The following is a 15,545-nucleotide window of genomic DNA, read 5'->3' on the forward strand; positions in this document are numbered from 1 at the left end:
GTACAGGCGACAACAATTAAATTTTGATGAATATCTTTTTCTTATACATCCACCAGATTGGAAGAAAACACAACACGATAAACAAAAGAATCCAGGCCGTTGCACTTGCAATCGCATTCATTCCCATGAAGGCAAATAGAGCCTGAAAACTGTTGTGAACTGAGTGTCCGCCGAGTTCCACGTCAAACAACTTTGCCAATACAATATGTAACACATACGCCGCAATTGCATTGGCACCGAATACCTGAGCCACATAAGTGCCACGGCGGGCTCCTTCTATATCGGTATACCATAGCAAGCTGGCGAGACCTGACGCCGCCAGGCCGCCTGTAACCAGCACAAAACTGCTTGACCATAATGCTTTATTCAGTGGAAAGAAAAAGCTCCAGCAATAACCGGCCACAAAGATCAAAAAGCCGAACACGAACATCAACATAATTGTGTGCTTCAGATCATGATGTTTTACGATGATTCGTCCGGCAAACATTCCTAGCAATCCGCTAGCGATGGCCGGGTAGGTGCTTAGCAATCCCTCCGGGTCCCAGGTTCCGCGCCACAACATACCCGGCAAAAAGTGATAGTCGACCCAATTGACGATGTTGTTTCCGCGTTCCAATACGCCAGCTTCTATACCCGGTGCAGGAACGAACAAGAGGATTAACCAATACGAAATCAGAATAGAGATCGCTGTAACAATGAGTTGTTTATGCGTAAGGTAAAGGCCCATCAACGAACATACGCAATAGACCAACGCAATCCGTTGTAACACCCCGAGGACACGTATCGCTTCAAAATGCGTGTACAAGAGGTTAATACACATTCCCAGCACGAACAAAATACATGTTCTTGACAGAATTTTTTTTACCAGGGGCGTGCGGTCATCGTTTAAAGGATCAAATCGACGTAACCCCAAGCTGATTGCAACACCAACGATAAAAATAAAAAAAGGAAAAACCAGGTCGGCAAGCATCAACCCATCCCAATAGGCATGAGATAACTGCCCAAACGTGTTAGGGCTATTGGCGATAATCATGCCGATAATTGTGAATCCACGGAAGACATCCAGTGCGAACAAACGTTGATTTTGCGTAGAAGAAGCGGGAGCTTGCATAGACTTCGGCCTGTATTAAAAATGCTTTTGGAGGTGAGAGGCGAGCCTCATTCGCGGCGTTTAAAATTCTTGTTTATAACAGCTAAAAACAAATTGCTAATTTTAACCGTAGTAAGTCGGGCGAATCCTGTTCGCTGAAAAAAAAGCGTTAGCGTCCCATGAAAAAAAGTGGATGTACCCTGGGGTAGGTACATCCAAAAAGTATGGGGACACAGAGGCGTTGGAAGTCATCGACTCCCCTCAAGAAGACCGAGGGCTCTCTCGCCCTTCTTGCGCCCCAGACATGGCTAACAAGCGCAGGAGATTGCTTGTAATCCTCGTCTGTGAACAACTTTAATATCCTAATGTCAACGTTGTCAATTGTTTTTGTCAACGTTGTCATTTATGATTTTTTGCAATAATGTACCAAAATGGGGCGTTGTTGCGAATTTGAGCCAGAAGCGAGCCTGGCGCACTATCAGGCATAAAAAGATCTGTCGCCGTGTGAGAAGGCGTTGAATTTTTTCCGAGGTCGTATAGATAGGCTGTGTGGCTTCGTACCTAGGGAACATGCCATTGTATTGTTTTCTTGGGGGCAGACGCAGGAATAAATTTCGGCTAATAATTTTTCCTCTTGCGCAGTATTTTTTGATGGTACATCTTCACCAAATGCACAGCGTTATTGCTTGCAGCTATGCCCATAAATCTCTATCCTGCACTCGAATCAAATGACCTTCCAATCATCGTGAGAGGATTAATGAAAAAGCCTACGATAAAGGACGTAGCCAAGCTTGCAGGCGTGTCCTTTAAAACGGTTTCGAGGGTGATCAATAACGAACCCGTAGTCAGTGATGAAGTGAAGGAGCGGGTTCTTAAATATATCAAATCACTGAATTACAAACCCAATATGCCGGCGCGCTTAATGCGTCGAGCGCCTTTTTCAATTGCCTTTGTTTACGATAATCCGAATAGTCACTATGTCATTGAAATGCAAAATGGCATCCTGGCGGAATGTCGTGCGCAGGGTTTCGAACTGGTTATTCATCCCACCGCGTCCAATTCTGATATGGTTGGCAGCGAACTTATGACAATGATTGGTTCAAGCCAGATCGGCGGTATTATTCTCACTCCCCCATTATCAGAAAATCATGACCTGGTGAAATATCTGGTGGGTTTTAACGCAAAAGTTGTGCGCATTCTTTCGGGCGCCCAAGCGCCGGATGATTTAACACCTGTGGTGTATGTCAATGACTGCAAAGCCAGCGAAGATATCACGCAGTACCTGATTGATCTGGGACATAAAAGGATTGCCTTTATCGGTGGTCAACCGGACCACGAATCCAGTAAAGGTCGTAAAGCGGGATATCAGGCTGCGTTAAGAAATAATCATATCGATGTCGATAATGACTTTATTCTTGAAGGAAGTTTTACGTTTGAGTCGGGTGTTGAGTTGACCCGGCAAATATTGGCGCGTGATGACAGGCCTACGGCTATCGTGGCTGCGAATGATGAAATTGCGGCAGGCACATTATTCTCCGCGCGTATGATGGGTATATCGGTTCCCGGCGATTTATCCATTACCGGTTTTGAAGACAGTCCCTTCTCTCGGCAAACATGGCCAAAGCTTACCACGGTACATCAACCCAACTTAAAAATTGCTCAATGTGCCGCCGCACTGTTGATTGATTCCATGCTATCAACCGGCGCGGCGGAAACGATTCAAAATGGATTTGAACTGGATATTGTCGTCCGCGACTCAACCTCACCGGTTAAGGCCAATTAAATAGAAGGCGAAGCTGTTATGACCTCTGATAAAGCCCAACGCCACAAAGAACGCATGCAGCAGCGCAAAGAGATTGTCGACGCAAAAATTGCGCAGGCGGATCAGGAGCGCGGTGTGGTCATTGTGTTAACCGGCGATGGTAAAGGAAAAAGCAGTTCCGGTTTTGGTACAGCGCTGCGTTGCTTGGGCCACGGTTATAAAGTGGCTATTGTGCAATTCATCAAAGGCACCTGGGAATGCGGCGAGAAGAATTTTTTAACCGAAAGTATCTTTCGCGATGCAACGCCACAACTGGAATATTATGTGATGGGAACGGGCTTCACCTGGGAAACCCAAAATGCGGAACTCGATCGCCAGGCCGCTGAAAAGGTGTGGGCCGAATGTGAACATGTGTTGCGCGATCCGACGATTCATCTGGTGTTGTTGGATGAGCTGACTTACATGTTGAATTTCAAATATCTCGACAAAGAAAAAATTATTACCGCTATTAAAAACCGTCCTGTTAATCAAAATGTCATCATCACCGGTCGTGGTGCCAAACAATATCTGGTGGATATCGCGGATACGGTAAGCGAAGTCAAGGCGATCAAGCATGCGTTTGATCAAGGTATTAAAGCCCAGAAAGGCATTGAGTGGTAGCGCTGGTTAATGATGATTTTCACGCGACAAAGTGTGATCCCCTCGAAAAAATTCTCGTCTGCAAACGTTTTCAAAAATTGAAATCGATTTCAAATTAAATTGTTTGCGTGTTTTCTATAGACACGCGCAATCGATAGTCCTTAAGATAATTCCCCATGCGTACAAAATAATAACTGCGCATATTTTTTTCTCATCACTGCATCAGTTTTATCGTTTGGAATAGCGGACATATTCATCACGATTTTTTTCCGTCTGCCGCAAGTGGATCGGTCATGCTTCACGATATTCTTCGGCTATGTGTGTCGTGTCGTATTTTTGCTGTGAGACGCGGCATCAAAAAATAACAGTCAACGTGATAAAAGATAGTTAACAATAGCGAGGATCACATAATGAAAATATTCGGTCGTAACAGACTCTACTGCTTTGCAAGAAGCAGTCTTATGCTCGGGGTTTTAGCCATCCCCTGTTTGCTCTCCACCACCGCCATGGCCCAAACCAATCTGGCTTCAGGCAAAGCCATCAACGCCACCAGTACGGTGGATGTCTACACCGCGGGTAACGCCAACGATGGCAACCAGAGCAGTTATTGGGAAAGCCAGAACAGTGCCTTTCCACAATCCCTGACGGTTGATCTGGGCAGTACCAGTAATGTGAATCGCGTGGTGTTAAAACTACCCAACAACTGGGGCAGCCGCACACAAACCTTATCGGTCGCCGGCAGCACCAACGGCTCCAGTTATGCCACGTTGGTGAGTTCCAGCGCTTATGTGTTTGATCCCAACAACAGCAACAACGTGACGATTAATTTTGCCGGCACTGACGTGCGTTATCTGCGCCTGAATGTCACCGGCAATACCGGCTGGCCCGCCGCGCAATTATCGGAAGTGGAAATCTACGGTGAAGCCGGTAACGCAGAACCGCGCGATGCCTTTGCGCAAATCAAAGCGACCTCCTACAACAACATGAGCGGCATTCAAACCGAAGACACCAGCGATACCGGTGGCGGTCGCAATGTCGGCTGGATCGATGACGGCGACTGGTTGGTGTTTGAAGATGTCGACTTCGGCAGTGGTGCCAGCAGTGTCAATGCGCGTGTGGCCAGCGACCATGCCGGTGGTGTAATTGAACTGCGCCTCGACAGCGTCAGCGGTTCCCTGATCGGTGAAGTGGATGTGGGCTACACCGGCGGTTGGCAAAGCTGGGTCACCGAAAGCGCGAATGTGTCAGTAGATGGTGTGCACGATTTGTATCTGGTGTTCAGCGGTACAGCGACCGGTGGGTTGTTTAACCTGAACTGGATTGAATTCGATACCGATGGGAATAATCCTGATCCCGATCCGGAAGCGCCGTCAGTTCCACAAAATTTAGCGGTGACTGGCACCACGACTTCAACTGTCTCTTTATCTTGGAACAGTGTCAGCGATGCCGATGGTTATGAAATCTGGCGCAACGGCAGCTTGTTGACCAGCACCACTTCTACGTCGTATCAGGATGCCGGCTTAGCAGAAAATACCGAATACACTTACACCGTGCGTGCATTCAATCAGGCGGGTAGTTCAGGCAATAGCAACAGTGTGTCAGCCACCACAGACAGCAGTAATAATCCTGATCCGGAAGGCACCAATGTCGCGGCGGATAAAACCGTTACCGCGAGCAGCACGTTAAGTTTCCTGTCGGTGAACAATGCGGTGGATGAAAGTGCAGCGACCTATTGGGAAAGCAACAGCAATGCATTTCCACAAACCTTGACGGTTGATCTGGGCAGTACGCATTACATCAATCAGGTGGTCTTGAAATTACCCAACGACCAAGCCTGGGCAACGCGCACGCAAAACTTGGCGGTGCAAGGCAGTGCGGACGGTTCCAGTTTCAGCAACATCGTGGGCAGTGCGGGTTATACCTTTAATCCGAACAGTGCCAACACGGTGACGATCAGTTTTGCCGAAACCACCGCGCGTTATGTGCGTTTGAATGTTACCGGCAATACCGGTTGGCCGGCGGCGCAAATTGCTGAGTTTGAAGTCTATGGGTATCCCGATCCGGTGCCGCCGACTACGCCGCAAAATCTGCGCGTGTCCGGTGTGTCTGACACCTCGGTGTTTTTAGCCTGGGACAGCGCGGATTTGGCCAGCGGTTATGAAGTATTGCGCAACGGAAATGTGGTTGCCGATGTGACATCAACCTCTTACGAAGACACCGGTCTTGCACCGGAAACCAGTTACACCTACACCGTGCGCGCTTACAACCAATACGGCACCTCAACACAAAGCAGTTTGGTCAATGCGACCACCGATGAAGAAGGCAGCACTGATCCAACGCATCCGGAACCCAATGGCGATCACGGCGCGAACATGCCTTATGACCGTTACGAAACCGAAGATGCCAGCATTGGCGGCGGCGCTGTGCTGCGTACTGCACCGACCTTTGATCAAATGCTGACGGCTTCTGAAGCATCCCGGCAGTCCTATGTTGCTCTGCCATCCAATGGTTCTTACATCGAATGGACCATTCGTGAAGGTGAGGGCGGTGAAGGTGTGACCATGCGTTTCACCATGCCGGATTCCGGCGATGGTATGGGCCTGAACGGTGCGCTGGATGTTTACGTGAACGGCACCAAGGCGAGAACCCAACCCTTAACATCTTATTTTGCTTACCAATACTTTGCCGTGGGCGGTGGTCATCCTTCTGACACACCCGGAGGCGGTAATCCCTTGTTCCGTTTCGATGAAGTGCATTGGACATTGAGTTCGCCCCTGCAACCCGGTGATGTGATTCGTATCGTGAAAGCCAACGGTGACAACCTTGAATACGGTGTGGATTTTATTGAAGTGGAAGATGTGCCTTCACCCATTTCACGTCCGGGTAATTCGGTTTCTGTCACTGACTTCGGCGCGATTGCCAACGACGGACAGGATGACTTGACCGCATTTAATGCGGCAGTGACAGCGGCGGTCAATAATGGTCAGACCTTGTATATTCCGCCGGGTACTTTCCACCTGAATAATATGTGGGTGATCGGTTCCGTGGGTAACATGATTGATGACATCACCATCATGGGCGCCGGGATCTGGCATACCAATATTCAATTCACCAACAGCAATTCTGCGTCCGGTGGTATTTCGTTCCGTGTAACTGGCCAACTGGATTTCAGCCATGTGTATATGAATTCCAACCTGCGTTCGCGCTACAACCAGAATGCGATCTACAAAGCCTTTATGGATAACTTTGGTAATAACTCCAAAGTGCACAACATCTGGGTCGAGCATTTTGAATGTGGTTTCTGGGTGGGCGATTACGCGCATACGCCAGCGATTATTGCGGACGGTTTGTTGATTGAACACAGCCGCGTGCGCAACAACCTGGCCGACGGTATTAACTTCGCCCAGGGCACCAGCAATTCCACCGTGCGTAACAGCAGTATTCGCAATAACGGTGACGATGGTCTTGCGGTGTGGACCAGTAACGTCAACGGTGCACCGGCCGGTGTGAATAATACTTTCACGCACAACACGATTGAATTTAACTGGCGTGCAGCGGGTATTGCCTTCTTCGGCGGCAGCGGACATGAAGCCACTTTCAACCTGATTGTCGATGGTGTGGGCAGTTCCGGTTTCCGCATGAACACGGTATTCCCCGGTTATCACTTCCAGAACAATACCGGCATTGTGTTTTCTGATAGCACCATCATCAGAAGCGGCACCAGCCTGGATACCTGGGGCGGTGAACGCGGCGCGATTGACCTGGAAGCGTCAAGCGATCCGATTCGCAACGTGACCATTTCCAATATTGATATTTACGATACGCAGCGCAGCGCGATTCAAATGGGTTACAGCGGCGGCTTCCAGAATGTGGTGTTTAACGATATCAAGATTGATGGCACCGGTCTGGATGGTGTGACCACCTCGCGCTTCTCCGGCCCGCACCCCGGCGCAGCGATTTACACTTACACCAATAATGGCACTGCAACATTTAATAATCTGATTACCACCAACATCGCACACCCGGATGTGAACTTTGTTCAAAACGGTTTTAATTTAATTATTAACCCGTAATGAATATTCCAGGGAAGGAGTGTTGCGTTGAGTGTGATGCACAACGCGTAGGTCGGATTAGCGCAGCGTAATCCGACAAAGTTTTACCTACAGCGACATATGTCTCCAAAAAGAAGAAGCCTGTTGAGCAATCAGCAGGCTTTTTTATTTATCTGAATTTATTTTTTATCTTAGGTTGTTTGTATTTGTGAGTGCTTTGTCGGATTACGCTGCGCTAATCCGACCTACGTTCTACATGTTTCACCACATTTCACATATTTCATAAAAATATAAGTCGAAATCGTTTTCAAAAAAATGAAATCGATTTCGACCAATAACCCTCTATAGACGCTTCGCAAACCACTTATTACTATGGTTCGCCGCTTTGATCATGAAGCAGATTTTTGAAAATTATAAAAATAAAAGTGTTGTATCAAATATCAACTTTCTAACCACTGCACCATCTGCAAGAGCACTCCACAATAGCGAGGAATACATAATGAAAACTCTCAGGTGTCACTTGTCTTGCCTGACAAGAAAACGTTTTTTACTCGGGATATTGGCCATCCCCTGTTTGCTCTCCACCTCTGCCATAGCCCAAACCAATCTGGCTTCAGGCAAAGCCATCAACGCCACCAGCACGGTGGATGTCTACACTGCAGGTAACGCCAACGATGGCAACCAGAGCAGTTATTGGGAAAGCCAAAATAGTGCCTTTCCACAATCCCTGACGGTTGATCTGGGCAGCACCAGCAATGTGAATCGCGTGGTGTTAAAACTGCCCAACAACTGGGGCAGCCGCACGCAGACTTTATCGGTCGCCGGCAGCACCAACGGCTCCAGTTATGCCACGCTGGTGAGTTCCAACGCCTATGTGTTTGATCCCAACAACAGCAACAATGTGACGATTAATTTTGCCGGCGCTGACGTGCGTTATCTGCGCCTGAATGTCACTGGCAATACCGGTTGGCCCGCGGCGCAATTGTCGGAAGTGGAAATCTACGGTGAAGCGGGCAACCCGGAACCGCGCGATGCCTTTGCGCAAATCAAAGCGACCTCCTACAACAACATGAGCGGCATCCAGACCGAAGACACCAGCGATACCGGTGGCGGTCGTAACATCGGCTGGATCGATGACGGTGACTGGTTGGTGTTTGAGGATGTTGACTTCGGCAGCGGCGCTAACAGTGTTAATGCGCGTGTGGCCAGCGACCATGCCGGTGGTGTAATTGAACTGCGCCTCGACAGCGTCAGCGGTTCCCTGATTGGTGAAGTGGATGTGGGCTACACCGGCGGCTGGCAAAGTTGGGTCACCGAAAGCGCGAATGTGTCGGTGGATGGCGTACACGATTTATATCTGGTGTTTAATGGCACGGCGACCGGTGGGTTGTTTAACCTGAACTGGATTGAATTCGATACCGATGGCAATAATCCTGATCCCGATCCGGAAGCGCCGTCAGTGCCACAAAATTTAGCGGTGACTGGCACAACCAGCTCATCAATATCTTTATCCTGGAATAGTGTCAGCGATGCCGATGGTTATGAAATCTGGCGCAACGGCAGCTTGTTGACCAGCACCTCTTCTACGTCATATCAGGATGCTGGTTTAGCGGAAAATACTGAATACACTTACACCGTGCGTGCATTCAATCAGGCGGGTAGTTCGGCTAACAGCAACAGCGTGTCAGCCACCACAGACAGCAATAATAATCCCGATCCGGAAGGCACCAATGTGGCGGCGGATAAAACCGTCACCGCGAGCAGCACGTTAAGTTTCCTGTCGGTGAACAATGCCGTGGATGAAAGTGCAGCGACTTACTGGGAAAGCAACAGCAATGCGTTTCCACAAACGCTCACCGTTGATCTGGGCAGCACGCATTACATCAGCCAGGTGGTCTTGAAATTACCCAACGACCAGGCCTGGGCAACGCGCACGCAAACCTTGTCTGTGCAGGGCAGTGCCAACGGTTCCAGTTTCAATAACATCGTGAGCAGTGCGGGTTATACCTTTAATCCGAACAGTGCCAACACGGTGACGATCAGTTTTGCCGAAACCACCGCGCGTTATGTGCGTTTGAATGTTACCGGCAACACCGGTTGGCCGGCGGCGCAAATTGCTGAGTTTGAAGTCTATGGGTATCCCGATCCGGTGCCACCAGCGACGCCACAAAATGTCACCGTAGCCGGAGGCACGTCTGCAACCTTGTACCTCACCTGGGACAGCGCTGACCTTGCGCAAGGTTATGAAGTCTTGCGCGATGGTACGGTGGTTGCCGATGTCACCGCCACGTCATTTCAGGATACGGGTTTAACGCAAAACACCAGCTACACCTATCGCGTGCGCGCTTACAATCAATTTGGTGAGTCAGCGGAAAGTGATCCGGTGGTTGGAACAACGTTAGACGAAAGCCAAAACCCCGGACCCAGCGATCAGCGCGGTGCCAACATGCCTTACGACATTTATCAGGCTGAAGATGCAGATGTTGGTGGCGGTGCGCAAATTGTCGGGCCGAATCGCACCATCGGCGATATTGCCGGCGAAGCATCCGGGCGTCGTGCAGTTACCCTGAATTCCACCGGCAGTTATGTGGAATTTACGACGGAAGCTGACACCAATACCTTGGTGACGCGTTTCTCCATTCCTGACGCACCCGGCGGTGGCGGTATCACCGCGACCTTGAATATGTATGTAGATGGTCAACTCGAAGATACCATTACGCTGTCATCCAAGCATGCCTGGCTTTACGGCCCCGAAACCAATCCGGGTAACAGCCCCGGTGCAGGACCGGCACGTCATATTTATGATGAAGCCAATATCCTGTTTGATCGCACCATTCCGGCGGGCAGTAAAATTCGTCTGCAAAAAGATGCGCAAAATACCTCGCAATATGCCATCGACTTTATCAGCCTCGAACAGGTTGCGCCGATTCCCAATCCGAATCCGGGTGCGTTTATAACGCCCAATGGTTTTTCGCATCAGGATGTACAAAATGCGTTGGATCAAGCGCGTATGGGTAGTGCACAGGGTGTGTATTTACCGGCAGGTACTTATCAAACCTCGAATAAATTCCAGGTATATGGCAAACCGCTGCAAGTGATTGGTGCCGGCCCCTGGTACACACGTTTTGAAACACCGACCAATCAAACCAATACCGATGCCGGCTTTGCCGTGTCGAATTCTGCCAACGGTTCTACCTTTGCGCATTTTGCTTTCTTCGGTAACTACACCAGCCGCATCGACGGGCCGGGTAAAGTGTTTGATTTCAACGGCGTGTCGGATATGACCATCGACAACGTGTGGGCTGAGCATCAGGTGTGTATGTTCTGGGGCGCGAGCGTGCATGACTCCACCATTAAAAATTCGCGCATGCGCAATTTGTTTGCCGACGGTATCAACTTTACCAACGGCAGCAGTGGTAACCACGTGGTGAATAACGAAGCACGCTCTACCGGCGATGACAGCTTTGCCTTGTTTGCGGCTACGGATAATGGCGGCGGTATTGTGCAGAATAATCTGTACGAAAATCTCACCGCGATGACGCCCTGGCGTGCGGCAGGTCTGGCGTCTTACGGCGGGCAGGGTAATACCTTCCGCAATATTCATGTGGAAGATACCTTGGTGTATTCCGGCGTAACCATCAGCTCACTGGATTTCGGTTATCCCTTTACCGGCTTCCAGGCAAATCCGACCACCAATTTTGAAGGTATTACCATCCTGCGTTCCGGTGGTACCTTCTGGAATAACCAGGTCTTCCCCGGCCTGTGGATGTTCTCGGCATCGAAAAGTTTTCAGGGTATTCGTATCACCGACCTGGATATTATCGACCCGACCTTCCACGGCATTATGTTTCAGACCAACTACGTGGGCGGTCAGCCGCAGAATGTATTCCAGGACACGATTCTGACGAATGTCACCATCTCCGGTGCGTTGCCGAACCCGGCATACCCCAACCGTTCCGGTTTTGGTATCTGGGCTAACCCGATGCCGGAAGCGGGGCAGGGGCCGGCGTTGGGGACGGTGGAGTTTAACAACCTCACCCTGATCAACAACGGCGTCAATATTCGTAACGACTCGCCGGAATTTACGATTATTGTGAATGACTAGGCGGTGTGCACGATGTAGGTCGAATTAGTCGCGCAGAGCGCGGCGTAATCCGACACACGGGTTAATTAATCCATTCAACATTAACTCCCGCGAAGATTTCGCGGAATCCAATAAAAAAGCCTGTTGAAGTTTTTTCAACAGGCTTTTTGTTTTCGGGCCAATCAATTGTTTTTTGCTGGAGCTTTGTCGGATTACGCCTTTGGCTAATTCGACACCCACAAACTATTTATTTCACGAACAAATCGGCATTGATCCACAAATGAACCGCAATACTGGCGGCATAACCCAGGGCAATGACCGGTGCCCATTTCAAATGGCCGATAAACGTATACATGCCGCGCGCCTGACCCATCAATGCCACACCCGCCGCAGAGCCGATGGACAACATGCTGCCGCCGACTCCGGCAGTGAGGGTAATCAACAGCCAGTCACCGGTACTCATATCCGGTTGCATGGTCAACACCGCGAACATCACCGGAATGTTATCGATCACGGCAGATACCACCCCGAGGATAATGTTGGTGACGGTCGCGCCCATGCCGGTGTAGAGCACTTCTGACATCAGCGCCAGGTAACCCATAAAGCCCAGGCCGCCGACACACATCACGACGCCGTAAAAGAATAACAAGGTATCCCACTCGGAACGGGCGATTTTGCTGAACACATCGAACGGCACCACATCACCCAGGCGACGCAAGGCTGCCTGATCGCCTCGGCTTTCGGCAATGGCGCGTTTGCGGGCGAGGGAACCGGGCAGGGTTTTGCGCAGGAAAAATCCGAAGAACTGTAAATAACCCAGGCCGGTCATCATGCCCAATACCGGCGGCAGATGCAGGAAGGTATGACAGGACACGGCCGTTACAATCGTTAATAAAAACAACGCGAGTATACGCATGGCACCGCGCTTCATTTCAACGGCTTCATCCAGTGCATCGGGTTTTTTGTTTTCAATGAAGAAGCTCATGATAACGGCCGGCACGCCGAAGTTAACCAGCGAAGGAATAAACAGCGCGAAGAAATCCTGGAAGGGGATAATGCCCGCTTGCCATACCATCAGCGTAGTAATGTCACCAAAGGGACTGAAGGCGCCGCCGGCGTTAGCAGCGACGACCACGTTAATACAGCAGATATTGATAAACTTTTTATCCTCACCGCCCACTTTCATGATTACGGCACACATTAATAACGCGGTGGTGAGGTTGTCGGCGATGGGGGAAATAAAAAACGCGAGAAAGCCGGTAAGCCAGAACAGTGTCTTGTAATTAAAACCTTTGCGAATCATCCAGGCGCGCAAGGCATCGAAAACGTTGCGCTCATCCATGGCATTGATATAAGTCATCGCGACTAACAGGAACAGCATCAACTCGGCAAACTCCAGCAGCGTGTGCCGGAAAGCGTGCTCTGCCTCGTGGGGCATCCCTTCCTGGGTGTAAACCCAACCCAGTAACATCCAGATAATACCGGCCGCCACCAGCACTGGTTTGGATTTGCGCAGGTGCAGCAGTTCTTCGCCCATTACCAGCAAGTAGGCGATAACAAACAGAACCAGGGAAAAATAACCGATGCCGCTGGTGGTCAGGTCGAGACTGCCGACCGCAGCAAAGGTGTGAGGGCTGAGAGTGACGAGTAAGGAGGCAAGTATCGCTGTGACCGACAGCGAAAATTTGCGGGCAGTGTGGTGCATGGTACGTTCCGTATCTAATAGTTGTAGGACGCTGCCGCAACCGGGGCTGGGGCAGATGACAAAAGGCGCAGGATTTTAACATAGCGGACCGGGCGAGTCGGCAGGTTTGTCCGACCGGCAAGGAATAAATCCCGCTCCTTTTAATTTGATGAGGTAAAAGGTCAATCCGATGAGGCAAACGGCGCGCGCCGTTTTGCGATGGCCGTCGGGTTTTGAGCGTGACCGGCCGCTGCTCCTTGCAATCCTGTTGGCCTTTCGCCGTATCTTCCTATCCAAGTGTTGTGCATATCACATCCTTGATGGGGCTGACCGTGTAGTCTTGGGCCATCAAACGACGCCAAACCCATGTCCAGAGGTGTTTATGTCCAGCATTCCAACCTTGACGAAATCTGTTGCTCAACGACCATCGACCCAGCGCGCGGCGCAACCCCAACAAAACAATGTCCAGCGAGCCGGTTTTCAGCAGGAGCGTTGGCTGGTAGATATTCCTGTGTCGGTGCTCAGCGAACACAGTGCCTGGACGGCAGCAGGTAACTGGCAAGGTATGTTCGATTGCGCTATCTGGTTGCGTACCCCGGCGGGCCTGGCACATCCGGTGCAGTTGTCGCTCAAGTACATTGATAACAGTGGCGAAAAGATTGTGCATATTGATCGCTGTCATCCCGGCAGCCATCGCACTGTTTTACTCAATGGCAGTTTCGGTCTTGGCGTCAACGGCAGGGTCCGTGATATGGGATTGTATCTGCTGGGCATCACTGATCCGGAGATTGTTGTTGAAGAGTGGCATATGACACCGCAGCAACGCCGCGCCCGCTAAACTGATCCCCTCTCTTTCTTTTGCATAGCGCCACGGATGGCGAATACCTCCTTGAATTATTTCATCGGCTGCTATACTTGGGAACAATTCCAGGGTTAGAGCTTGTATGAAATCCATCGCTGTTTTTTTTCTTTTGTTAATCGCCGTTAATACCGTTATGGCTAAAACACCAGAGCGGGAAATCACCTTGGGTACGAACGTTTCCTCCGCGTACACGGCCGAACGCAATCAACTGGTGCGCGGCGGTTCCATCGAACATATCGAATGTATCTTTAAAGATTTGCAGCAACCCTATCAGATCACCAGCATGCCCTGGTTGCGCGCCCGTCAGGAAGTGCGCAAGGGTAAAATCGACGGTTTTTTTACCGCGATTTCGATTGATGGCGCCGATGATTATGCAAGCCTGTCGGCGCCGTTGGTGTTGGAGAATTGGTATTGGTTCTGGCGTGCCGATATGAAAGCGCCGGAATCCTGGCAGGATAATTACAAATTGGGCGCGATCCTCGGCAGTCAACAGGCCGAGTGGCTGGAAGAGGCGGGTTATTCCGAACCGATGAACGCAAATAATCTGCCGCAAATGTTGAAGATGCTGTTCAGCAAACGCATTGATGTGATCCTGGCGGATAAAGAGCACTTTGAAAAAGCGGCGGCCGAGTTGGGAATCGATGCCAGTACCTATCAGTACCGCTTTTTTCGTTATGTCCCACTCGGTGTTTATTTCGGTAAAGCATTTTTGACGGAGCATGCCGGATTCTTACCCCGCTTCAATCAACACATTTATGCCTGCGCGCCGGAAGGCTTTCAAATGTCCGAGTATGAGCGGGAAAAAGTTAAAAACCTGGTGATGCCGTTGATGCAGCAGTGGGCCGCCTTGCCGGAAGTTATCACGGCCCTTATGGCGCAAAATGACAATCAATCCACCTCCAGTCAACCAACCGACCTGCAACAAACCGCCAGACAACAAGCCATCCTTGAAAAAGATGCTCTCTGGCAACGTGAATTTAAAGCAGGTAATTTTTCCCTGTCGGCGTCGCTGATGGGTATTCCGTTATCGCAACAGTTGCGTCAATTCAAAACCCGTAGCCAGGGTTTGATAACGGAAATCATTCTGATGGATGCCCGGGGAGCCAATGTGGCCATCAGTGATATGACGTCGGATTATTGGCAGGGCGATGAAGCAAAGTTTTTGTTGAGTTTTAATAAATCGCCGGAGGAGTTGTTCTTTGAGCCGGTAGGTTACGATGAATCCACACGGCGCTTTCAGGTGCATGTGAGTTTACCGATTTATGCACCGGATATTGACACATCGATTGGTGTGTTAACGGTGGGCGTGGATATTGAAAAGGCGTTGTCGTTGCAGCAGTAGTTGGAAATGAAGTAGGTCGGATTAGGCAAA

General features: G+C 50.1%; 8 protein-coding genes. 6 read left to right on the plus strand and 2 right to left on the minus strand.

Features of this window, described 5'->3' with window-relative positions:
- Positions 1–16: 16 nt before the first annotated feature.
- Positions 17–1,111, minus strand: a complete 1,095-nt coding sequence (locus tag CBR65_RS19365; protein WP_087468376.1) for an acyltransferase family protein — start codon at positions 1,109–1,111, stop codon at positions 17–19.
- A gap of 736 nt (positions 1,112–1,847) precedes the next feature.
- Here CBR65_RS19365 and CBR65_RS19370 point away from each other — a divergent pair.
- From CBR65_RS19370 to CBR65_RS19385, 4 genes are all read left to right on the plus strand, one after another.
- On the plus strand, positions 1,848–2,873 hold the full coding sequence (locus CBR65_RS19370) for a LacI family DNA-binding transcriptional regulator (RefSeq protein ID WP_198300814.1): 1,026 nt from the start codon (positions 1,848–1,850) through the stop codon (positions 2,871–2,873).
- An 18-nt stretch (positions 2,874–2,891) separates the two neighbouring features.
- Complete coding sequence (cobO, locus tag CBR65_RS19375) at positions 2,892–3,512, plus strand: cob(I)yrinic acid a,c-diamide adenosyltransferase (protein WP_087468378.1); 621 nt, start codon at positions 2,892–2,894, stop codon at positions 3,510–3,512.
- A 440-nt stretch (positions 3,513–3,952) separates the two neighbouring features.
- A complete protein-coding gene (locus CBR65_RS19380) occupies positions 3,953–7,564 on the plus strand; it encodes a discoidin domain-containing protein (protein WP_157672161.1) in 3,612 nt (1,203 codons plus the stop codon).
- Positions 7,565–8,042: 478 nt separating this feature from the next.
- Positions 8,043–11,648: a discoidin domain-containing protein gene (locus CBR65_RS19385; RefSeq protein WP_198300815.1), complete on the plus strand. Its 3,606-nt coding sequence runs from the start codon at positions 8,043–8,045 to the stop codon at positions 11,646–11,648.
- A 226-nt stretch (positions 11,649–11,874) separates the two neighbouring features.
- Here the strand turns inward: CBR65_RS19385 and nhaD are convergent, their stop codons facing one another.
- Entirely contained in the window at positions 11,875–13,332 is a 1,458-nt protein-coding gene (nhaD, locus tag CBR65_RS19395; protein ID WP_087468382.1) for a sodium:proton antiporter NhaD, read from the minus strand.
- A gap of 361 nt (positions 13,333–13,693) precedes the next feature.
- Between nhaD and CBR65_RS19400 the strand changes: the two genes are divergently transcribed.
- Complete coding sequence (locus CBR65_RS19400) at positions 13,694–14,149, plus strand: hypothetical protein (RefSeq protein WP_087468383.1); 456 nt, start codon at positions 13,694–13,696, stop codon at positions 14,147–14,149.
- 106 nt (positions 14,150–14,255) lie between these two features.
- Positions 14,256–15,515: an ABC transporter substrate-binding protein gene (locus tag CBR65_RS19405; RefSeq protein ID WP_087468384.1), complete on the plus strand. Its 1,260-nt coding sequence runs from the start codon at positions 14,256–14,258 to the stop codon at positions 15,513–15,515.
- Positions 15,516–15,545 lie beyond the last annotated feature (30 nt).

Origin of the sequence: Cellvibrio sp. PSBB006 (assembly GCF_002162135.1) — a bacterium.
Taxonomy (GTDB): domain Bacteria; phylum Pseudomonadota; class Gammaproteobacteria; order Pseudomonadales; family Cellvibrionaceae; genus Cellvibrio.